Genomic DNA, 22,014 nt, shown 5'->3' with positions numbered 1-22,014 from the left:
TGAGATCCACGCCACCTGGAAAGGGTTCTCGCCGATTCGGCGTGTCGTCGTCCGAGCCGAGGAGGGAACGGCCCGGACGACCGGGAGACGACGGGGTCAGTACCCACCACGGGTTCGACGGGCGGCGGGACGGCCGCGCATACCGGCGCCCGCCAGGCCGCCGCGCTGAAAGGCCCGCACCAGCTCGCCACCGAGGTTGACCCCCGCGCCCAGGGCCAGCGCCACCATGATGGCCTCCGCCAGGCTGAGCATTCCGGCGACCGCGGTCCCCTGGGTGATCTCGATCAACCCTCGGTACAGGATGCTTCCGGGCAGGAGTGGAGCGATCGAGGGGATCAGGTACGGCAGTACCGGACGTCGGGTACGCCGGGCCAGCCAGTGACCGACCACCCCCACCGCCACCGCTCCGGCCACGGTGCCCACCACGGGGGGCGCCTCCAACAACAGCCGAAGGCCCGCGTAGATCGTCCAGATCATCACCCCCATGCAGCCGATCAAGGGCAGCATCCGGGGCGGTACCGCGAGGGAGATCGCGAACGCCATCGCGATCCCGGCGGCGCCCACCAGCACCAGGGGCTCCATGGAGGTACCCGCCGAGGGCAGGTTCTCCAGGTCCATGTTCACGCCCAGACGCACCGCCGTGTAGGCCACGGCGCCGACCCCGGAGACGATCGCGCCCAGGATGAAGAAGGTCTCCAACAGGCGTGCCGCCGCGGAGACGTAGCTTCCGCTGATGCCGTCCTGGAGGCTGGAGACCAGTGGACGACCGGGGAGCAGGGCCATGATGTTACCGGTGATGATCGCGCCCGCCTGGAGGCCCAGGTCCATGGTGGTGCTCACCCACAGCAGGGCCACGCCGATACTGGAGGCCACGAGGGCGGCCGCGGCCATCTGGTAGAACTCGGCGACGCCTCGATTGGCCAGGAAGACCGCGGTACGGTCGCCCAGCACCGTGGCGAGGAAGGCCACGGTCGCCACGATCAGACCACCGCCCACCATGAGGCTCGCGCTGGAGGCGATGAGGCCGAAGCCGACGGCGATCAGCCAGTTCGGGTAGGGCATGCGGGCCCGGCGGATCTGCTCCAGCCGGGCGTTGGCGTCCTCCAGTTCCAGGAGCCCGAGCGCGGCCTCCTGGACGAGGGTGTGGAGCTCGTTGACCCTGAAGTAGTCCAGGGTGCGGCGGCGCACCACCCGCTCACCGGTCACCGGAGGGCTGTCCCCGCCCGGGTGGGTGGACAGCGAGATGGTGGTGAAGGTGACCGAGACCTCCGACCGGGGCAGGTCGAAGGCCACCGAAAGGCTCAGCATGGACTCGCTGACGGCCTCGGTGCTCTCACCACTGGCCAGCATGAGTTCGCCCACGCGGAGGATCAGGTTGATCGCCCGCGCGTCGGGAAGCTTGACGTCCTGCTCGTCGTCGAGGTCGTCAGGGGTCAGGTCCCGCTCGTGCTCGGCGCGCCAGTCGCGCATCCGGCTGAGCATGATCTCCTCGCTCGGCGGCCCCGACCGCCCCCGCTTGCTCGGCATCGTTGTACTCCGTTTTCTCGCCGTCGCCCTCACCCTGCTGTTCGGCGCACCGCCTCGGTGGTCCCACAGAGGGACGCCCGGTCGGACGGCGGGGTTCGCCCGCGCGATACGGAGGCACCGGTGAGTTCGGTCACCGGTGACATCCTGTCAACGCGCGCGGTCGGCGCCGAGTGACGACGCGCCGGTCCCAGGGCGTTCTCGATGGGTGCCGTGGGTGGGTTCAGTGGTCGGACGGAAGGTCGTGTCCGGGGCGGACGAGTCCGCTTTCGTAGGCGTGGACGACCGCTTGGACGCGGTCGCGCAGGCCGAGTTTGGTGAGGATGTTGCCCACGTGGGACTTGACGGTGGTCTCGCCCAAGAAGAGGTGTGCGGCGATCTCGGCGTTGGACCAGCCGCGGGCGACCAGCCGCAGGACCTCGTGTTCGCGGGAGGTGAGGGGGTCGGCCCCGTCGGTCTCGGGTTCGGACTCCACGTCGGGCAGGAGAGGGGAGAAGCGGTCGAGGAGCCGGCGCAGGACGGCCGGCGCGATCACGGCCGAACCGTCGGCCACCACCTCCACCGCGCCGATGAGCTCGCTCGGAGGCGCGTCCTTGAGGAGGAAGCCGGTGGCCCCCGCGCGCAGCGCTCCGATGGCGTACTCGTCCAGGTCGAAGGTGGTCAGGGCCAGCACGCGCACCTTGTGCCCGAGGGGCGCGGCCCAGGCGAGGATGTCCGCGGTGGCGCGCACCCCGTCGACGCCGGGCATGCGCAGGTCCATCAGCACCACGTCGGGGAGGAGCTCTCGGACCCGGCGCAGGGCCTCGCGGCCGTCGGAGGCCTCGCCCACGACGGACAGGTGCGGGGCCGTTTCCAGGATCATCCGGAAACCGGCCCGCACGAGGGGCTGGTCGTCGACGAGGAGAACTGAGACGGGCACGCTTCGATTCTGCCGCATACTCCGAGTGACCGCTCCCTCGTCGACGGCGATGTCAGGCCGTGGGCAGCGGGGGAGGGGTGCCGCCGAACTCCGGGCACAGGGCCTGATGCTCGCACCAACCGCAGAGCTTGCTGCGTTTGGGCTCCCAGCGACCGGCGCGGCCGGCGGCCTCGATCCGTTCCCAGATGTCGGAGATCTCGGCCTCGGCCGCGGCGAGTTCCTCCTCGGTGGGGTCGTACCAGCGCACGGATCCGTCGCCCAGGTAGATGAGCTGGAGCCGGGCGGGGACCACCCCGAGATCGCGCCAGATCATGACCGCGTAGAAGAAGATCTGGAAGCGGGCCTTGTCCTCGAAACGGGGATGGGGCGACTTCCCGGTCTTGTAGTCGACCACTCTGATCTGGCCGGCGGGCGCCACGTCCAGACGGTCGACGTATCCCCGCAGGCGCAGACCCGTGGGCAACGACACCTCGAGGCGCATCTCGCGTTCCCGGGGTTCCAGGGTGACCGGGTTCTCCAGGTCGAAGTAGCGCCGGACCAGCTTCCGGGCCGACTCCAGCCACGCGTCGAGCCCCTCGCCGTCGGGGAAGAGCTGTTCGGCGACCTCGGGGTCGCTCTCCCGGAGCCGCTTCCACTGCGGGTCGACCAGGTCGAGCGCGCTCCGAGGGGTCCGGCTCTCGGCCGGAAGCTCGTAGAGGCGCTCCAGGCAGGCGTGGACCAGGGTTCCGCGCAGCGCGGCGGCGCTGGGCTTCTCGGGAAGCCGGTCGATCGTTCGGAAACGGAAGAGCAGCGGGCATTGCAGGAAGTCGGAGGCCCGGGAGGGCGAGAGGGCGGTCGGCAGCGGAGCGGTGGTCATGGTCCGAGCCTATGAGAGGACCGGCGGAGGGTCGTCATAGTCTGGGGCCGTGACCAACGGTAGTGATCCCTCCGCGCCTCGCCCCGACTCCCGTTCCCGGAAGCCGGGGTTACTGATCGGTCGTCCCTTCGGGGTGCCGGTCTACGTGACCTCCTCGTGGTGGATCGTGGCGGTGCTGATCACGCTGGTCTACGGAGGAATCGTCCAGACCCGTCTGGCCCTGGGCCCCTCGGCGTACCTGTTGGCCTTCGTCTTCGCGGTGCTGCTCTACGCGTCGGTCCTGGTGCACGAGCTGGCGCATTCGGTGGTGGCGCGCTGGTACGGACTGCCGGTGCGACGGATCGTGCTGTACGTCCTGGGCGGGGTCTCGGAGATCGACAGGGAGGCGCCCACCCCGGGACGGGAGTTCTGGATCGCCTTCTCCGGCCCCTTGCTGTCCCTGGTGCTGGCGGCGGGCGCGTACGGGCTGGCGCGGCTGGCCGACCCGTTCACGGTCACCGGCGAACTGCTCTTCCAACTGTGGATCGCCAACCTGCTGGTGGGCGTGTTCAACCTGTTGCCGGGGCTGCCCCTGGACGGGGGACGACTGTTGCGGGCCGGCGTCTGGAAGCTGACGGGTCGGCCGCACACCGCCGGTGTGGTCGCGGCATGGGGAGGCCGGATCCTGGCCTTGGGCGGGGCCGCCCTGCCGTTCCTGCTCGCGTGGAGCGCGGGCACCACCCCGGGACCCTGGGCCGTGGCGTGGGGGCTCTTCCTGGCCGGGTTCATGTGGCTGGGGGCCGGGGAGGCCCTGCGCAACGCGCGGGTGCGGTCGCGGGTGCCGGGGCTGCGCGCCCGGGAGCTCGCCCGCCCCGCCGTGGTGGTGACCGCCGATCTTCCGTTGGCGCGGGCCGACGCGATGCTCCGGGAGGCGGGCGCCGAGGCGGTGGTGGTGGCCGACTCGGCGGGGACGCCGATCTCGGTGATGCATCCCGCGGCGGCCGAGGCGATCTCCGACGCCCGACGCGCCTGGGTACCGGTCTCGGACGTGGCACGGGCGTTGACGGAGTACTCCCGGGTGCCGGCGGGGGAGGAGGGCGAGGAGCTCTTGGAACGGCTCGTACGCCATCCGCTGCCGGAGTATCTGGTGGTGGAGGAGGACGGTGGCGTGTTCGGTGTCCTACGGGCGAGCGACGTGAACGCGGCGATGACGGGGCGGGGGCGGAGCTGAGGCCCCGGGGGCGAGGGGGTCCGTGTCCGCTCAGCGTCGGACCCCCTGGGGCCACAGGACCGTGACCGGGCGTTCCAGGACGCGGGCGTAGGCGACGACGTCGGCGGTGCCGCCGGGACCGCGCGCGGGGAGCCCGTCCCAGACCGCGAGGATCCGGTCGCTCCGTTCGACGAGCAGACGTCCGGCGGCCATGTGGGCCCGGGGTTCGGAGGCGGTGTGCGGCAGTTCGTGGATCAGGACCGCCTGGGCCAGGAGACGATCGTAGAGCGTGTGGTGTTCGACCGGCAGCGCCTCGCGGTAGCCGGAGGCGGGGATGACGGCCTCCAACGGGGCGCCGGCCTCCAGGACGACCTCGGCGAAGACCGAGTCGGCCCCGTCGGCGAGGCAGGACAACCCGACCATGGCGTGTCCGTGGGGCTCCAGGTGCTCCCTGACCAGCCCGGCGACGTGGTCGCTCACCTCCGGGGCCAGGTTGCGGTGCCCGGTGATGCCGATACGGATCACATGACCTCCCTGTCGTTCGTTCGCGCCGGGTTTCTACCCATTGTCGGGGACGGAGGTAACCAGGGTCGAAAGCCTGTTGTCGAGGTCCTCGACGCAGGTCGCGTGGGGACCCCTATAGCCCTTGCGGAAGGAGCGCACCCGGCCCATGACCCTCTCGGAGGCGAAACGCATCCCGGTGGTCAGGGCCTCCTGGGCCAGCCGGAAGGCCTCGTCGACGTCCCCGGCCTCGGCGTGGGCGGAGGCCAGCTCGACCTTGAGCAGGGCGGACTGCTTGACGTTGCGGGAAGAGGGCGCCACGGCCTCGGCGAAGGCGGCGCGGGCCTCGTGCGGGGTGCGCAGACGTACCCCCACCAGGGCGCGGTAGCCGGCGACCTTGGCCTCGTCGAAGGCGAACACCCAGGGCCAGGGCGGGTGGGCGTTGTCGGGGCCGGAGACCTCGCGTTCCGCGTGACGCAGGGCGCCCAGGGCCGCCGCGCGATCGCCCAGGCCGGCGTGGGCGAGGGCGCCGATACAGGCCAGCCAGGCGCGGGCGGTGGGGTGCGCGTCGGGGCCCAGAACGTGTTCGGCCTCCTGGACCAGCCCCAGCCCCAGCTCGGGATCCTCGGCGGTCTCGATCTCGAAGGAGGCCAGCGAACCCAGCATGTACACGTCGAGCAGCCGCATCCCCGCCTGGCGGGCTCGGATCACGGCGGTGCGGTAGTGCATACGCGCCGATCCCATGTCCCCGAGGTCGGCGTTGAGCCAGGCGGCGAAGCCGGAGGCCTCGCTGGCGGCGGCGCTGAGTTCGGTGTGGAAGGGTGTCCCGCGCGAGCTCGTGAGCATCTGCTCGGCCAGGTGCACGTGAGTGGTCGCGCTGGGCAGCAGGTGACGCGCGGGCGAGGTGGCGTCCATGCGACGCTGCCCGCCGGTGATGGAGCGCAGGGCGGGGGCGGTGGTCTCGTCGACGCCGTGGTGGCCCGTGTGTTCGCCCGGGGCCGGGAAGTTCGGGAGGACGATGCCGCCCGGCACGAGCGTGCCCCCCGCGGGGCGTCGCCTCGTGGGGGCCGGGCCCAGGATGGTGCCCTCCTGCGGCAGGCCGCCGAAGCGGATCAGGTGCAACGGGATGTCGAGTCGCCGTGCCAGTTCCCGGACCTGCCCGACGGTGAGGGACTGCTGCCCGTTGACGACGCGGGAGACCCAGCTCTGTGAGTAGGTGAGCTCTCGGGCGAGCTCGCCCTGGGACCAGCCGCGCGCGGCGCGCACGCCTTCGATGACCGTCGGGATGTCGCAGCTCGCGAGAGCGGCGGCCATGCGCGGTCGGGTCCACAGGTCCTGGGGAAGGCCGTCAGGTTGGGGCATGGGCCTTAGGTTAGGGATTCCGGAGCGCCTTGGTGGCTATGTGTGAAAAAGAAGGTGTGATGCGTGATCCGCATACGGGCGTTCCGAGGGCCCGGGGATGCGGCACAGTGGGGTTGTGGGTCCGGCGGGTGTCGCCGTCGGAGCCGGAAGGAGGTCGGAACACGTGACCGTGGAGACGCCGCCCGCGGGGAGCCCGAGCCTGGCGAGGTACGAGGGCCTCGCCGCCCTGGCACTGCGGGGGATGGCGACCGAACTGCGTTCACGTGGGATCGAGGCCAGGGAGGACGGTGCCCGGGGCATCGTCCACACGGGCCCCGCCGCCCGACCTCAGGGCGCCGCCCTGCGGCCGCACCGCGGAGACCTGTGGTGGTGGATGCGATGGCCGTCCCGGGACGGGACGGCCGATTCGTCGACGGGGGTCCCGTTGACGCCGGTGGAGCGGACCTCCGACGCCGTTCGCAGGATCGTCGGTGTGATGGCGGCCGTCGAGGACGGCTGAGAAGAAGACATACACGCGGGTCGCGGCCCGCGTGAGTACGGGCTGTGCCAAGGCACAGCCCCGGGTGTGGGGCGGTGTCCGGGTCGAGGCCCGAACCCAGTCTCCCTCTGCGCGGGCTCCGGACCCGCCCGACACCCGAAGCCGCCCCGGTGCGTGATCGGGGCGGTGGCCTCCACCCCTTGACGGGTGCCTGGTAGTGCCGTTCCCTCCCCGGGGTCGGGCGCCCCCTCCGGGCCCGGGTCCGCCGTTTTCCCCGAGACGGCGAGACCCGGGCTCCAGACCTTGCCCGGCCCCTCGGCCCCGACAGGGGCGGCGCGGATCCCCCCTTCTCCTCCGGGATCCGCGTCGCCCCGGGCATCCGGAGACCCGGCTCCACCGTCCTAGGCGTGTCGGGCGTGGTCCTCGGTCGCGGCCAGGGCCGCGCCGACGATCCCGGCGGTGTTGCGCAGCGTCGCCGGCACGATCGGGGTGCGGATGTCCAGGTGGGGGAGGAAACGGTCGGCCTTGCGGCTGACCCCGCCGCCGACCACGATCAGGTCGGGCCACAGCAGGTCCTCGATCACCCGGTAGTAGCGGTTCAGGCGTTTTCGGGCCCACGCCTGGTAGGACAACTCGTCCCGTTTCCTGGCGCCGGACGAGGCTCGTGTCTCCGCGTCGTGCCCGTCGATCTCCAGGTGGCCGAACTCGGTGTTGGGGACCAGCCGCCCGTCCACCACCAGCGCCGTACCGATCCCGGTGCCCAGGGTCGTCATCAGGACCGTGCCGAGCACGCCCTTCGCGGCCCCGTAGCGGGCCTCGGCCAGAGCGGCGGCGTCGGCGTCGTTGAGCACGCGGACCGGCCGCCCGGTGGCCTGGGAGAACAGGGCCCGCGCGTCGGTCCCCACCCAGGGGCCGGGCAGGTTCGCGGCGGTGCGCACCGTCCCGTTCTGGACCACGCCGGGGAAGGTGACGCCGAGCGGGGTGCCCGCGGCCTCCGGGAAGTGGTCGGCGATCTCGGCGACGATCGCCGCCACGGCCTCGGGGCCGGGACGTTCGGGGGTGAGGATCTTGAGGCGATCGCGGAGGAACTCCCCGGAGTCCAGGTCGACCGGGGCCCCCTTGATACCGCTGCCGCCGATGTCGATTCCCAGGCCCGTGGTCGGCTCTGACATGGCTGGTGTCCCCCGTGGTCCTCGTGCGTCGATCGGATCGTGTGGGTCTGTCCCATGCCCGATCCTGCCCGAGAGAAAGGGTTTTCGCACGCCTGGTGGAGGGGGTCCGGGAGGGGCGGACGGTTCGGTCCGGTATCCGGGGGCCGATACGCTGGGCGACTGCCCCGAACAAACGCGACGTGGGAAGACGAGAGCGACGTTGACCGGTATCCATGGCCGCCGCGGCCCCTTCACCGACGGTGACACCGTGCAGTTGACCGACCCCAAGGGGCGCATGCACACGATCACACTGCGTGAGGGTGGCGCCTTCCACTCGCACAAGGGCAAGGTCGAGCACGACGATCTCATCGGCGAACCCGAGGGAAGCGTCGTCCGTTCCAACACGGGCACCGCCTATGTCGCGCTGCGCCCCCTGCTCATCGACTACACGCTCTCCATGAAGCGTGGGGCGACCATCGTCTACCCCAAGGACGCGGCCCAGGTCCTGGTGGAGGCCGACATCTTCCCCGGTGCCCGGGTGGTCGAGGCCGGCGCCGGATCGGGCGCCATGTCCAACTGGCTGCTGCGCGCGGTCGGCGAGAAGGGCATGGTGCACTCCTATGAGCGCCGCGCCGACTTCGCCGAGATCGCCCGCAAGAACGTCGAGAACTTCCACGGCGGTCCGCACCCGGCCTGGAGACTGACGGTGGGCGACCTGGTCGAGGAGCTCGACGAGACCGACGTCGACCGGGTCTTCCTCGACATGCTCGCTCCCTGGGAGTGCCTGGACGCCGTGGCCCGGGCCCTCATCCCGGGTGGCCTGGTGTGCTGCTACGTGGCCACCACGACCCAGCTCTCCCGGGTGGTGGAGGAGCTGCGCGAGGACGACCGGTTCTACGAGCCGCGCTCGTGGGAGACCATGCTGCGCACCTGGCACGTGGAGGGTCTGGCGGTGCGTCCGGACCACCGGATGATCGGTCACACCGGCTTCCTGGTGGTCGCCCGCCGCCTGGCCGACGGTGTCGAGGCCCCCGAGCGTCGCCGTCGTCCGGCCAAGGGCGCCTACGGCAAGGACTACGAGGCCTCCCGGAGCGCCGCGAAGGGCACCGAGGGCGCCGTGAACGGTGTGACGGAGGAGAGCTCCTCCACCGAGGACTGACGAGAGCCTCGCTTCGAGCCCGCCCGGGTACGCCCGGGCGGGCTTCTCCATGCCCGCCGAAGACGACGATGGGGGCTCCGGACGTGAACCGGGCTTTCCAGGTGATGGACACGGAGGTTACGTTCTCATTACGTCGCAGTGTGCTCTAGCACGATGACCTGCGGTTAAGCAAGACCTCAAAATGAGGCCTACGACACTCCCTCAAGCTGGGAGGTTAGGAAATGGGCAGGGGTAGGTACGCTCCCGAGTAGTCGTCCTTCTCATAGGGAGGTGGCGGACGTGGCCGAGCGCGAAGACGAGCGTCAGAGCGACCGGGACCGTGAAGTCGCTGAACTCACGGCCCAGGTCTCCTACATGGAAAAGGAACTCAGCGTGGTTCGGCGTAAGCTCGCCGACTCGCCCCGACATGTACGTCTGCTCGAGGAACGGTTGCGTGAGGTCCAAGCCGACCTCGCCGCGGCCAACGGGCAGAACGAACGGCTCGTCTCCACATTGAAGGAGGCGCGCGAGCAGATCGTGGCGCTCAAGGAGGAGGTCGACCGGCTCGCACAGCCGCCGTCGGGCTTCGGTGTCTACCTTGGGTCGCGCGAAGACGATACCGTCGAGATCTTCACCAACGGCCGCAAGATGCGCGTCAACGTCAGTCCCTCCGTGGATCTGGAGACGTTGCGGCCGGGCCAGGAGGTCATGCTCAACGAGGCGTTCAACGTCGTCGAGGTGGAGTCGTTCGAGACCGTCGGCGAGGTCGTCATGCTCAAGGAGATCCTTGAGGACGGCGAGCGGGCGCTGGTGATCTCACATCACGACGAGGAACGGATCGTGCGGCTGGCGGAGCCGCTGCGCGACGAACCGATCCGGCCGGGGGACTCGCTCCTGCTCGAACCCCGATCCGGGTACGTGTACGAGCGCATTCCCAAGTCCGAGGTCGAGGAGCTCATCCTCGAGGAGGTCCCCGACATCGCCTACACCGACATCGGTGGCCTGGCGGGGCAGATCGAGATGATCCGGGACGCGGTCGAACTGCCCTACCTGTACAAGGAGCTCTTCTACGAGCACCGTCTGCGTCCGCCCAAGGGTGTGCTGCTGTACGGCCCGCCCGGATGCGGTAAGACGCTCATCGCCAAGGCGGTCGCCAACTCGCTGGCCAAGCAGGTCGCCGAGCGCACCGGTCGGGACGTCGGCAAGAGCTTCTTCCTCAACATCAAGGGTCCGGAGCTGCTCAACAAGTACGTCGGCGAGACCGAGCGGCACATCCGCCTGGTCTTCCAGCGGGCCCGTGAGAAGGCCTCCGAGGGCACCCCGGTCATCGTGTTCTTCGACGAGATGGACTCGATCTTCCGCACCCGCGGTTCGGGGGTGTCCTCCGACGTGGAGAACACCATCGTCCCGCAGTTGCTCAGCGAGATCGACGGTGTCGAGGGGCTGGAGAACGTCATCGTCATCGGCGCCTCCAACCGCGAGGACATGATCGACCCGGCGATCCTGCGGCCCGGCCGTCTGGACGTCAAGATCAAGATCGAACGGCCCGACGCCGAGGCGGCCCGGGACATCTTCGGCAAGTACATCACCTCCGATCTGCCGCTGAACGAGGAGGACCTGGTCGAACACGGCGGGTCCGCCAAGGCCACGGTGGACGCCATGATCCAGCGGGTCGTGGAGCGGATGTACACCGAGGGGGAGGAGAACCGCTTCCTGGAGGTCACCTACGCCAACGGTGACAAGGAGGTCCTGTACTTCAAGGACTTCAACTCCGGCGCGATGATCGAGAACATCGTCTCCCGCGCCAAGAAGATGGCGATCAAGGACTTCATCGACAACAGGTCCAAGGGGATCAGGGTCTCCCACCTCCTCCAGGCCTGCGTCGACGAGTTCAGCGAGAACGAGGACCTGCCCAACACCACCAACCCGGACGACTGGGCCAGGATCTCCGGCAAGAAGGGCGAGAGGATCGTCTACATCCGGACCCTCGTGACGGGGAAGAAGGGCGCCGACGCCGGTCGCTCCATCGACACCGTCGCCAACACCGGTCAGTACCTGTGACCCGTGCTCGTCCGCGGTCACGGCCGCTGTGAGAGGGCCCGTCGGGACGTCCCGGCGGGCCCTCCCGCGTGTCGGGGGACGCCTCGTGTCGCGGCACACGAAGTATCCGGACAAAACGTTCCGGTCGAGTTTGTTCCTCTTTTCGTCTGTTTTTCTTGCGAATCCTCGCGAACCCGTTCCGAACTGCGCCGACACGCCGGTTTCCGCTCTTTCGAAACGCCCGGGAAGACGGCGCTTAGGCCACAATTGGCGCGGAAGCGTTCAAGACGGTGCCCCGGCGGATAACCTCTCATCATGAGTGTGCGGCGGATTATGGGTATCGAGACCGAATACGGGATCTCCGTGCCGGGAAACCCCGGCGCCAACGCGATGGTCACCTCCACCCAGGTGGTCAACGCCTACCTCGCCGCCTCGGCGGCCCGGGCCCGCAGGGCCCGTTGGGACTTCGAGGAGGAGAACCCGCTGCGCGACGCGCGGGGGTTCGATCTGGCGCGGGAGATGGCCGACCCGACCCAGCTGACCGACGAGGATCTGGGACTGGCCAACGTCATCCTCACCAACGGCGCGCGTCTGTACGTGGACCACGCGCATCCGGAGTACTCGGCCCCCGAGGTCACCAACCCGCTCGACGCGGTGCTGTGGGACAAGGCCGGAGAGAGGGTGATGGCCGACGCGGCGGCCCGGGCCGCGGCCACGCCCGGCGTCGAACCGATCCAGCTGTACAAGAACAACACCGACAACAAGGGCGCCTCCTACGGCTGCCACGAGAACTACCTGATGAACCGGTCGACCCCCTTCGGGGACATCGTCCGGCACCTCATCCCGTTCTTCGTCTCCCGCCAGGTGGTGTGCGGCGCCGGCAAGGTGGGGCTGGGCACCGACGGACAGGGCGGCGGTTTCCAGCTCTCCCAGCGGGCCGACTTCTTCGAGGTCGAGGTCGGTCTGGAGACCACCCTCAAGCGACCGATCATCAATACCCGGGACGAGCCCCACGCCGATCCCGAGCGTTACCGGCGTCTGCACGTGATCATCGGCGACGCCAACATGAGCGAGATCTCGACCTACCTCAAGCTGGGGACGACCTCCCTGGTGCTGTCGATGATCGAGGACGGCTTCCTCGAGGCGGACCTGTCCCTGGAGACGCCCGTCGCGGATCTGCGGGAGATCTCCCACGACCCCGGTCTGACCCACCGGGTCCGGCTGCGGGACGGTCGGCGCATGACCGCCCTGGAACTCCAGGGCGAGTACCTGGACCAGGCCCGCAAGTACGTCGAGGACCGTTTCGGTACGGACGTGGACCCCGATACCGCCGACGTGCTGGACCGGTGGGAGTCGGTGCTGGCCCGACTCGCGTCGGACCCGATGGACCTGGCCGAGGAGCTGGACTGGGTGGCCAAGCTGAAGGTCCTGGAGGGGTACCGTTCGCGCGATGGTCTGGAGTGGACCCACCCCCGACTCCAGATGGTGGATCTCCAATACTCCGACGTCCGTCAGGACAAGGGCGTCTACAACCGGCTCGCCGCCCGCGGGAAGGTTCGAAGGCTCGTGGAGGAGTCGGAGGTCGCCCGGGCCGTCACCGAGCCGCCCGAGGACACCAGGGCCTACTTCCGGGGCCGTTGCCTGGCCAAGTACCCGGACGAGGTCGCGGCCGCCTCCTGGGACTCGGTCATCTTCGACCTGCCCGGTCACGACTCCCTCCAGCGGGTTCCCACCCTGGAGCCGCTCCGGGGCACCAGGGAGCATGTGGGGGCCCTGCTGGACGCGGCGCCCACCGCCGTCGACCTGGTGGCGATCCTGGGCGGGAACCGACGGGGCTGAGGTCCGGTCGACGGGGGACCTTCGGGGCCGTTCGTGTCCGGCGCGCGAGCGTGCGGGACGGGCGGCCCCTCCGCGTTCGTCCGTTCCTCGCGTGCGAACGCGGGCGGCCCCGCCCGCTGACGCGGACGGGGCCGTCGGGAGCGCGGGCCCCGGGGTCGGGGACACCGATCTACCGAGAGGGTGATCCGTGGATCAGGTGCGCAGGGTCAGACCCCAGCTGCTCAGCATCGGGTTGACCTCCTGGTAGTAGGTGGTGCCGCCGAAGGAGCAGTTGCCGGAGCCACCGGAGGTGACGCCCTGGGCCTGGCTGCCGGAGATGAAGGAGCCGCCGGAGTCACCGGGCTCGGCGCAGACGTTGGTGCGGGTCAGGTTCTGCACGGTGCCCTGGGGGTAGCTCACCGTCTGGCCGCGGGCCTGGACGGTGCCGCAGTGCCAGCCGGTGGTGGAGCCGGAACGGCAGATCTGCGAGCCGATCGCCGCCTGCGAGGAGCCGGAGACGGTCGCGTAACCACCGGTGTTGTAGCGGCTGACCAGGTTGGTCAGGGTGAAGTTCGAGGTGCCGCGGACGAAGGCGGAGTCGTTGCCGGGGAAGACGGAACGCTCGAAGACGCCCTGGCCGTTGCCGATGCTGACCGGGGTGCCGACGGTGCCGCAGTGGCCGGCGGTGACGAACCCGGGCTGGCCGGAGGCGTTGGTGGCCGCGAAGCCGACCGAGCAGCGCCCACCCATGGTGTAGGCGAGACCGCCGATGATGTCGGCGTACAGCTCGGGCTGCTCGGTGGTGCTCTCCACCTTGACGTCGGCGGTGTCCACACCGGCGTCGGCGAGCAGGGAGTCCACGTCGGCACCGGAGCCCTCGAGGACCTCGAGGACGACCGTGTCGGAGTGGATGTCGGGGTACCAGCCCACGACGCCGGGCTGAGCGTCGGCCGCGTTCAGGTCGGCGACGATCTCCTCCAGGCCCTCCATGCCGTGCGAGACCACCTTGGCCTCGGCGCCGGCGGCCTCGACCGCCTCGACGGCGGAGGCGTCGGTGACCAGGACGGTCAGGGTGAGGCTGTCGGTGTCGAAGATGGAGCCGCCGTAGGAGTCGGCTGCGGCCGCGGTGGCGGCCTCGTCGATCTCGAAGGACTCGGCCTGCGCCTCGAGGAGCTCGTCGGCCTGAGAGGGGGACAGGCCGAGGTCGCGCTGGAGGGCCTCGACCATGGTGGTGGCCTCGGCTTCATCCGGGGTGGGGGACTGGGGGAGGGGGCCGGTCGCCGCGAGGGCAGCCGGGGAGGTGGTCAGAGCCAGACCGAAGGCCAAGGCCGCGGTACCTATGGCGGAGACAACGGGGGAGGGTCTCATTGATCCCTACTCTCCAGGGGGACTGACGGGGGATCGGAGGTCGAACGTGTTCGCTCTCCGTTGTTCACCGAGACATTCGGTAAACAACGCCCAACCATAAGTGCACGTTTTGGTGAGGGAAAGACGGTCAAGCGGGGAAATCATTCAGGTTGACGCCCCATGATCGGGTCATCGGGTGATGACCGTCGCTGTCCGTCGCGAACACGGGGCGTCACCTAGTCGTAGCCGTACCGTTTGGTCACGGACTGAAGTGCATATGTGTGCGCAAGGGGGTATATCTGGCCAGATCCGGACAAAGGTACTGGGTTCCGAGCGGGTTCACGTGAACACGCCGTTACACGAAAAGGGCCTCACCGAGGGGAATCGTCGGGGGCGGCCTCGCCCCGCACCGGAGACACGCCCGGGGCGAGGGGCACCGGAACCGTCATCCGCCCGCTCCCCAGGGGACGATTCGAGGTAACTAGCGGGTATCGGGCCCCGGGAAGGGGGTTGAGCCGGGTGCCGTTGGGCCAAGATAAGGGCGAGAGCCCCGAACGGGAGGTAGCAAACGATGGCGACTAAGGACACCGGTGGTCAGAAGCACTCCTCGCGTCGTGACGAGGAGGTCGAGGAGACCGAGGCCTCCGCGGAGACCGTGGAACGCAACGAGGAACTCGACGAGAACGTCGACGACATCCTCGACGAGATCGACGACGTCCTGGAGAGCAACGCCGAGGACTTCGTGCGTCAGTTCGTGCAGAAGGGCGGTCAGTGACCGTCCTGGAACGGTTCGCTGACAGCGCATTCGGAGGCCCCCGGCCCCGTGACGCGCAAGGTTAAGGTCGATCCTGTCGGCCCGGTCGGGCCGGCCCCGACCGGAACGGCCGGTCGACGTACAACGGATGACGAGCGCCCCATCCATCCCGAGACGGGGTGGGGCGCCAGTGGAGGGAGTCGCGTGTTCGAAGGGTTCGAGGGCGGAGGGTTGCCGGCCGCTTTCATGAGTGCGGGTACCTCGTCCTTCACCGAGTTCCTCCGGGCGGTCAACCCCGAGTTGCTGCCCGGACAGCACCTGAACGCCACGGGAGGGGTCGTCGAACACCTCACACCGGACGCGACGACCATCGTCGCCCTGACCTTCCCCGGCGGTGTCCTGTTGGCCGGGGACCGAAGGGCCACCCAGGGCAACGTCATCGCCAACAGGGACATGGACAAGCTCTACCGCACCGACGAGTACTCGGCGGTGGCCATCGCGGGTTCGGCCGGCATCGGCATCGAACTGGCACGGCTCTACCAGGTGGAGCTCGAACACTACGAGAAGCTGGAGGGTCGCTCCCTCTCCCTCGAGGGTAAGGCGAACAAGCTCGCCCAGATGGTCCGGGGCAACCTGGGCATGGCGATGCAGGGCTTCGTGGTGATCCCCCTGCTGGTCGGCTACGACGAGGCCACCGGCCAGGGGCGTGTCTTCAGCTACGACGCCGCGGGCGGCCGCTACGAGGAACAGCGCTACCACTCGATCGGGTCCGGTTCGGTCTTCGCCAAGGGCTCGATCAAGAAGCTCTACCGCGACGACCTCGACGAGACCACCGCGATCAAGGTCGCCCTGGAATCGCTCTACGACGCGGCCGACGAGGACTCCGCCACCGGCGGCCCCGACCTGCACCGCAGGATCTTCCCCCTGATCGACGTGATCACCGAGGACGGTCACCGTCGGGTCCCCACCGAGGACGTCGCCCGACTGGCCACGGAGGTGGTCGAGGGACGCGCCGTACATCCGGACGGACCCACGGCCCGACTGGACTGAGCGGCCCAGCGCCCCCACGACAGACCTCTCCCGACTAGGTAAGGAAACGATCCGCGGTGTCGATGCCGTTCTACGTCGCCCCCGAACAGCAGATGAAGGACAAGGCGGACTACGCGCGCAAGGGAATCGCGCGCGGCCGTAGCGCCGTCGTCCTCCAGTACGAGGGCGGAATCCTTCTGGTGGCGGACAACATGTCCCGCACCCTGCACAAGATCAGCGAACTCTACGACCGCATCGGCTTCGCCGCCGTCGGCCGCTATCCCGAGTTCGAGAACCTGCGTCTGATGGGCGTGCGCTTCGCCGACGTGCGCGGTTACCAGTTCGACCGCCGTGACGTCAGCGGACGTCAGCTCGCCAACATCTACGCCCAGACCCTGGGCACCGTCTTCAGCGAGAGCCTCAAGCCCTGGGAGGTCGAGATCGTCGTCGCCGAGGTCGGCGACACGGCCGCCGAGGACGAGATCTACCGCATCACCTTCGACGGTTCCATCGTCGACGAGCAGGGCTTCGTCGCGGTCGGTGGTTCCTCCGAGCACGTCGCGAGCGTGCTCAAGGACCACTTCGTCGCCGACGCCTCGCTCGCCGCGGCCCTCAACGCGGCCACCCAGGCCCTGGCCCGAGAGAACGGGGAGGAACGCGACCTGGAGGCCGGCAACCTGGAGGTCGCCGTGCTGGAACGCTCCAGGCAACACCGTAAGTTCCGCCGTATCCACGGCGACCGTCTCATCTCCCTCCTGGAGGAGGGCAAGGGGAACGGTCCCGGGGACGCCTCCGACGGCGAGAACGGTACCGATGGAGAGGCCGACCGGACCTGACGTACGAGGACGACGGTGCGACGCCACCGGAGCGTCGCACCGTCCGGGCGGGTGGGACGACGAGGCCCCGTCGTCTTCACCACGGTGACGGGAGTTGGTGAGGCCGCGTGGAACGACGGATCTTCGGGCTGGAGAACGAGTACGGGGTCACGTGCACCTTCCGGGGACAGCGCAGGCTGTCGCCGGACGAGGTCGCCCGCTATCTGTTCCGACGGGTGGTCTCGTGGGGACGCAGCAGCAACGTGTTCCTGCGCAACGGCGCCCGCCTGTACCTGGACGTGGGGAGCCACCCCGAGTACGCCACCCCCGAGTGCGACGACCTCGTGGACCTGGTGGCCCACGACAAGGCCGGCGAACGCATCCTGGAGGGGTTGCAGATCGACGCCGAGCAGCGCCTGCACGAGGAGGGCATCGCCGGCGACATCTACCTGTTCAAGAACAACACCGACTCCGCGGGCAACTCCTACGGTTGCCACGAGAACTACCTCGTGGGACGGCACGGCGAGTTCGGCCGCCTCGCCGACGTCCTCATCCCCTTCCTGGTCACCCGTCAGATCGTCTGCGGCGCGGGCAAGGTGCTCCAGACCCCCCGGGGAGCCCTGTACTGCGTCAGCCAGCGCGCCGAGCACATCTGGGAGGGCGTCTCCTCCGCGACCACGCGTTCGCGCCCCATCATCAACACCCGGGACGAGCCGCACGCCGACGCCGAGCGCTTCCGTCGTCTGCACGTCATCGTGGGCGACTCCAACATGAGCGAGACCACCACCCTCCTCAAGCTGGGCTCGACCGATCTGGTGCTGCGGATGATCGAGGCCGGGGTGGTCATGCGCGACTACACCCTGGAGAACCCGATCCGGGCGATCCGCGAGATCAGCCACGACATGACCGGGCGGCGCAAGGTGCGTCTGGCCAACGGCCGTGAGGCCAGCGCCCTGGAGGTCCAACGCGAGTACCTGGACAAGGTGCAGAGCTACGTGGACCGCCACGGCACCGACCCCGTGGGCAAGCGGGTCCTGGACCTGTGGCAGCGCACCCTGGAGGCGGTGGAGACCCAGAACCTGGAGTCGGTCTCCCGGGAGATCGACTGGGTCGCCAAGTACATGCTGCTGGAGCGCTACCGCGACAAGCACGACCTGTCGCTGTCCTCGCCCCGTGTGGCCCAGCTCGACCTCACCTACCACGACATCCACCGCGACCGCGGCCTGTTCTACCTCATGCAGAACCGCGGCCAGATGGAACGCGTGACCGGGGATCTGAAGATCTTCGAGGCCAAGTCGGTGCCACCGCAGACCACGAGGGCGCGACTGCGCGGCGAGTTCATCCGCCGGGCCCAGGAACAGCGGCGCGACTTCACCGTGGACTGGGTGCACCTCAAGCTCAACGACCAGGCACAGCGGACCGTTCTGTGCAAGGACCCGTTCAAGTCCGTGGACGAACGGGTGGAGAAACTGATCGCCGGTATGTGAGCGAGGTTTTCGGTCCCACGGATCGGACACGCGGAACCGGGCCCCGTCGGCGGTGGAGGACACCGTCCGACGGGGCCTTTCGACTTCCATCGGTTCCCCGGGGTGGCCGCACCCGCTCTTTTCGGTAGTGTGACCCTGTCCTGTGCCGGAAATCAGAGGTTGTGACCATGCACCGACGTGCCGCCGCCCTCGCGGTGCCACTGACCGCCATCGCCCTGGCGGTGTCAAGCTGCGGATCGATTCCCGAGGATTGGAAGACCCCCGCCTTCCTCCGTATGAACGAGGAGGAACTCGACCCCCGGCTGCCCGACGTCACCGGTGAGGTCGGTGAGGAACCGCAGATCACCTTCCCGGACGCCCAGCCTCCCGAGGAAGAGATCTCCGGCGTGGTCGACAAGGGGCCCGGCGAGAACGGCCTGGTCGGCGCGGACGACCTGCTCGTGGCCAACGTCGTCCAGTACCAGTGGACGGGGCCGGGCGAGGGCGAGGAGATGGAGGGCCAGTCCAGCTACGAGACCGGCGCCCCCGACCTCGTGCGCATGGCCGAGATGCCCGAGTACATCACCGACACGCTGGTCAGCCAGCCTCTGGGCAGCCGGGCGGTCTACGTCTTCCCGGCCCTGACCCAGGAGGAGCGGGAGCAGGCCGAGGCGATGGGGCAGGAGGCTCCCGAGGGGGCCAGCGTCCTGGTCATCGACATCATGGACCGCTACTCCAAGGGCGCCGTGGTGCCGGGCGAGCAGACCGAGGAGGGCGGCGGCGATCTGCCGACCGTCACCCAGGAGGGTCACAGCGAGCCCACCATCGAGATCCCCGACACCGATCCGCCCAAGGATCTGGAGGTCCTCCCCCTCATCGAGGGTCAGGGCGCCGAGGTCGAGGAGGGCCAGCAGGTCATCGCCCAGTACACGGGCGTGCGCTGGGAGGCCGACGAGAACGGCGGGCACGAGGTCTTCGACTCCACCTGGAGCCGTGGCGGTGATCCCTTCGACACCACCATCGGCGCCGGAGCGGTGATCGAGGGCTGGGACAAGGGCATGGTCGGCCAGAAGGTCGGCAGCCGTCTGCTGCTGGTCGTCCCCGGTGACCAGGCCTACGGCGAGACCGAGGAGGAGGCCATGGGCGGCCCGGTGGGCACCCTGGTCTTCGTGATCGACATCCTGGGCGCCTACGACAACCCGCCCCAGCCCGAGCCCGAGGAGCTGGAGGGCGACGGAGGCGAGCAGGCCGGCGACGGCGCCGCAGACGAGGAGGCGGAGGAGGAGTAACCCCCTTCTCCACGAAGGTCGACCGATCTCGAAGGCCCCGCGAGTACCGCTCGCGGGGCCTTTCCTCTGACACGCAGAACGAAGGGACCTGCGGGAACACGGCGATCCGTATGCGTAGAGTCGTCACCCGGAGTGACCACGGCCGGAGGGGGAGCCATGCCGGAGCGGAGGCGTTACTGCTACGTGTCGGGTCTGCGTCTGGGGATCCCGGCGCTGGAGGAGCTCTGCGCCCGGGGCCGGCCGCCGAGCCTGGTGATCTCCTACTCGGCCGAGCTGGCGCACCGCTGCGGCTACACCGACTTCGAGACCGTCACGCGCGCGCACGACCTGCCGCACCTGCGCGCGGCCGACATCAACGGCGACGAGGTCGGTGACGCGCTCTCCTCGCACGGGATCGACCTGATGGTCGTGGCCGGATGGTCGCAGCTCATCCACGAAGAGGTCCTGGACTCCCTGCCCCTGGGCGGGGTCGGCGTGCACCCCTCGCCGCTTCCGGTGGGCCGGGGCCGGGCCCCCATCCCGTGGACCATCCTGCGCGACATGAGCTCCAGCGCCGTCACCCTCTTCCACCTGGACGGTGAGGCCCAGGCGGGCGACATCGTGGACCGGATCCGGTTCGACGTGCCCTCCGACGTGACCGCCACCGGCCTGTACGAGCGGGTCGGGCATCTACAGTCCGAACTCATCCTGCGCAACCTGGACGCCCTCCTGGAGGGGCGCGCTCCCCGGCGTCCGCAGAGCGGTCACGCGTCGGTGTGGCCCCGGCGTCGCCCCTGCGACGGCCATCTGGACCTGACCGCGGCGGGGCGCGACGTGGACCGGATGGTGCGGGCCCTGGCCTCCCCCTACCCGGGGGCGTTCGCGATGTTCGGCGGGGCCAGGATCACCTTCTGCTCCGGAAACCTGGTGCCGGAGATCGTGGGTGGGGACCCCGGCCAGGTGGTCTCGGCCGGATCGGGGCGGGAATGGGGCGTCACCTGCGGGGACGGATCCGTGTTCGTGCCGGAGGTGGTGCGTGTGGACGAGGGCGTCAGGGCGGACCCGACCTCGTTGGCCATGTTCCGTCCAGGGAGGTACTTCGACGTCCCCTCCGCTCACATGCTCTCCGCGGCCGGGCGCGTGCCGGTTCAGGTCGAGTACGACACGGGCGGGCTCCACCCCACCGCGCACATGAACGGCGGCTCCGCCCTCTGACCGGCTCAGGGGCGCAGTAGAGAGGCCGCGTGACGTCCGGCCGCCGCCGAGCTCAGGAAGGCCGCGCGGTCCTCCTCCAATCCGCGTCCCATCGTGGAGACCTTCACCGGTAGGGAACGGATCTCGTCCTCCAGCCCGGTCACCGGGACCTCCACCAGCGTGTGCCGCTCGCCCAACGGCCAGGCCTGGTCGCGCACGTGTTCGCCGAAGATCCCCGGCAGATCCGGGACCACCACCTCCGAAGGGGCCAGGGCGACCCGGCCGTAGGCGGTCAGGCTGTGGTGCGAGACCCCCTGATGGCGTGGGCGCGGGTCGGCCTCGCTCACCCGCAGCGCCGCCACGGGGCGTCCTCCCAGGACCGCGGCGGCGTTGAGCGCCTCTCCACAGGCCACGCCGGAGAAACCCCAAGGGGTGCCGGTGCCCAGGTTCCCGGGGCCCTGGCAGACCACCGCGATCTCCGCGCCCAGGACGTGCCGGGCGGCCAGGAGCCCGGAGTGCACCGTGACGGCCTCCAGGTCTCCACCGAAGGCCTGCCCGGTGGTGACACAGCCGGCCAACAGGTCGTTCTCCCGTAGCACCCCGATCACCTGTGAGAACGCGGCGGGCAGGGCGCCGCCGTCGAGCATCACGTTGACCACGCGTGTTCCGGGACGCTCGGACCGGATCCCGGCCAGGACGGCGGGGAGCGCCGAGTGCAGGTCGGCCACCACCACCGGCATATCGTCCACGCCCCGGGCGGAGCGCAGGATCTCGTGGTGGGGGGAGCCCTGCTCGTCCGCCCCCAGGACGGTGGCCTGGAGCGGCGTGTAACGAGCCTTGACCAGGTGTCCGGGCCCCTCGTGGTCGGGCGGCAGACGGTCGGGCAGAGCCACCACCAACGCGTAGCCGCCGGTGCCCAGCCCCAGGTCCAGGGCGCCCGTGTTGAGGAGCACGGAATCACCCACCTCGGGTGTCCCGACCAGCTCGGGGTAGGCCAGGGCGCGGCAGGTGGGGGCCTCTTCCTCGTCGTTCGCTTCGTCGGTGCTCAGGGAGACCGAGCACAGGAGGACCCCCGGCCACGAGGGCAGGAGTCGACGGACTTCACCACGGCGCCACCGGATCATGATCGGGACGGTACCTTCGAAGCTGAACCGAAGGTGGGAGG

19 protein-coding genes are annotated in these 22,014 nt (G+C 69.7%); 11 read left to right on the top strand and 8 right to left on the bottom strand.

All coding sequences use genetic code 11. The annotated features are described in order from the left end of the window. Window positions 1-96 precede the first annotated feature (96 nt). The 3 genes from TR33_RS00465 to TR33_RS00455 all read right to left on the bottom strand — a co-directional run bounded on the left by TR33_RS00465 (window position 97) and on the right by TR33_RS00455 (window position 3,299). Window positions 97-1,527 (bottom strand): threonine/serine exporter family protein, encoded by a 1,431-nt coding sequence (locus TR33_RS00465; protein ID WP_014908456.1) that lies wholly within the window; start codon window positions 1,525-1,527, stop codon window positions 97-99. 220 nt (window positions 1,528-1,747) lie between these two features. Next, window positions 1,748-2,443, bottom strand: a complete 696-nt coding sequence (locus TR33_RS00460) for a response regulator (RefSeq protein WP_014912846.1) — start codon at window positions 2,441-2,443, stop codon at window positions 1,748-1,750. 52 nt (window positions 2,444-2,495) lie between these two features. Further along, a complete protein-coding gene (locus TR33_RS00455; RefSeq protein WP_017533888.1) occupies window positions 2,496-3,299 on the bottom strand; it encodes a RecB family exonuclease in 804 nt (267 codons plus the stop codon). A 49-nt stretch (window positions 3,300-3,348) separates the two neighbouring features. Between TR33_RS00455 and TR33_RS25625 the strand changes: the two genes are divergently transcribed. After that, window positions 3,349-4,509, top strand: a complete 1,161-nt coding sequence (locus tag TR33_RS25625) for a site-2 protease family protein (RefSeq protein WP_052358050.1) — start codon at window positions 3,349-3,351, stop codon at window positions 4,507-4,509. A gap of 30 nt (window positions 4,510-4,539) precedes the next feature. Here the strand turns inward: TR33_RS25625 and TR33_RS00445 are convergent, their stop codons facing one another. Together TR33_RS00445 and TR33_RS00440 are read right to left on the bottom strand one after the other, a co-directional pair. Then, window positions 4,540-5,013, bottom strand: a complete 474-nt coding sequence (locus tag TR33_RS00445) for a DNA-processing protein DprA (protein ID WP_042280794.1) — start codon at window positions 5,011-5,013, stop codon at window positions 4,540-4,542. 33 nt (window positions 5,014-5,046) lie between these two features. After that, on the bottom strand, window positions 5,047-6,303 hold the full coding sequence (locus TR33_RS00440) for a helix-turn-helix domain-containing protein (RefSeq protein WP_026124881.1): 1,257 nt from the start codon (window positions 6,301-6,303) through the stop codon (window positions 5,047-5,049). A 211-nt stretch (window positions 6,304-6,514) separates the two neighbouring features. On the opposite strand from TR33_RS00440, the gene TR33_RS00435 reads away from it, so the two are divergent. Continuing rightward, a complete protein-coding gene (locus TR33_RS00435; protein ID WP_234305708.1) occupies window positions 6,515-6,850 on the top strand; it encodes a hypothetical protein in 336 nt (111 codons plus the stop codon). Between the two features lie 380 nt (window positions 6,851-7,230). On the opposite strand, the gene ppgK is transcribed toward TR33_RS00435, so the two are convergent. Further along, window positions 7,231-8,001 carry a polyphosphate--glucose phosphotransferase gene (gene ppgK, locus TR33_RS00430; protein WP_014910967.1) on the bottom strand — a complete coding sequence of 257 codons (771 nt, stop codon included), beginning with the start codon at window positions 7,999-8,001 and terminating at the stop codon, window positions 7,231-7,233. Window positions 8,002-8,200: 199 nt separating this feature from the next. Here ppgK and TR33_RS00425 point away from each other — a divergent pair, with 199 nt between their 5' ends. The 3 genes from TR33_RS00425 (at window position 8,201) to dop (ending at window position 12,997) form a co-directional block, all read left to right on the top strand. Continuing rightward, window positions 8,201-9,139 carry a tRNA (adenine-N1)-methyltransferase gene (locus TR33_RS00425; RefSeq protein WP_017533885.1) on the top strand — a complete coding sequence of 313 codons (939 nt, stop codon included), beginning with the start codon at window positions 8,201-8,203 and terminating at the stop codon, window positions 9,137-9,139. Between the two features lie 270 nt (window positions 9,140-9,409). Further along, on the top strand, window positions 9,410-11,179 hold the full coding sequence (gene arc / locus TR33_RS00420) for a proteasome ATPase (RefSeq protein WP_081536535.1): 1,770 nt from the start codon (window positions 9,410-9,412) through the stop codon (window positions 11,177-11,179). A 294-nt stretch (window positions 11,180-11,473) separates the two neighbouring features. After that, complete coding sequence (gene dop, locus TR33_RS00415; protein ID WP_036567840.1) at window positions 11,474-12,997, top strand: depupylase/deamidase Dop; 1,524 nt, start codon at window positions 11,474-11,476, stop codon at window positions 12,995-12,997. 192 nt (window positions 12,998-13,189) lie between these two features. Here dop and TR33_RS00410 read toward each other — a convergent pair whose 3' ends face one another. Beyond that, window positions 13,190-14,344 carry a S1 family peptidase gene (locus TR33_RS00410; RefSeq protein ID WP_014909500.1) on the bottom strand — a complete coding sequence of 385 codons (1,155 nt, stop codon included), beginning with the start codon at window positions 14,342-14,344 and terminating at the stop codon, window positions 13,190-13,192. A gap of 550 nt (window positions 14,345-14,894) precedes the next feature. Between TR33_RS00410 and TR33_RS00405 the strand changes: the two genes are divergently transcribed. The 6 genes from TR33_RS00405 to TR33_RS00380 all read left to right on the top strand — a co-directional run bounded on the left by TR33_RS00405 (window position 14,895) and on the right by TR33_RS00380 (window position 20,870). Continuing rightward, window positions 14,895-15,098: a ubiquitin-like protein Pup gene (locus TR33_RS00405; RefSeq protein WP_014910028.1), complete on the top strand. Its 204-nt coding sequence runs from the start codon at window positions 14,895-14,897 to the stop codon at window positions 15,096-15,098. Between the two features lie 183 nt (window positions 15,099-15,281). Beyond that, window positions 15,282-16,127: a proteasome subunit beta gene (gene prcB, locus TR33_RS00400; RefSeq protein ID WP_017533884.1), complete on the top strand. Its 846-nt coding sequence runs from the start codon at window positions 15,282-15,284 to the stop codon at window positions 16,125-16,127. Between the two features lie 56 nt (window positions 16,128-16,183). Next, complete coding sequence (gene prcA, locus TR33_RS00395; RefSeq protein WP_014912290.1) at window positions 16,184-16,942, top strand: proteasome subunit alpha; 759 nt, start codon at window positions 16,184-16,186, stop codon at window positions 16,940-16,942. A gap of 107 nt (window positions 16,943-17,049) precedes the next feature. Further along, entirely contained in the window at window positions 17,050-18,408 is a 1,359-nt protein-coding gene (pafA, locus tag TR33_RS00390) for a Pup--protein ligase (RefSeq protein WP_014912838.1), read from the top strand. 167 nt (window positions 18,409-18,575) lie between these two features. Further along, window positions 18,576-19,676 (top strand): FKBP-type peptidyl-prolyl cis-trans isomerase, encoded by a 1,101-nt coding sequence (locus TR33_RS00385; protein WP_187294480.1) that lies wholly within the window; start codon window positions 18,576-18,578, stop codon window positions 19,674-19,676. Window positions 19,677-19,832: 156 nt separating this feature from the next. After that, window positions 19,833-20,870 carry a methionyl-tRNA formyltransferase gene (locus TR33_RS00380; RefSeq protein ID WP_014911045.1) on the top strand — a complete coding sequence of 346 codons (1,038 nt, stop codon included), beginning with the start codon at window positions 19,833-19,835 and terminating at the stop codon, window positions 20,868-20,870. A gap of 5 nt (window positions 20,871-20,875) precedes the next feature. Here the strand turns inward: TR33_RS00380 and TR33_RS00375 are convergent, their stop codons facing one another. Further along, window positions 20,876-21,973, bottom strand: a complete 1,098-nt coding sequence (locus TR33_RS00375; RefSeq protein ID WP_014911750.1) for a DUF3866 family protein — start codon at window positions 21,971-21,973, stop codon at window positions 20,876-20,878. Window positions 21,974-22,014 lie beyond the last annotated feature (41 nt).

The organism is Nocardiopsis alba (genome assembly GCF_000710955.1).
GTDB classification, from domain to species: Bacteria; Actinomycetota; Actinomycetes; order Streptosporangiales; family Streptosporangiaceae; genus Nocardiopsis; species Nocardiopsis alba.
This window is presented reverse-complemented; position numbering and strand designations above follow the sequence as displayed.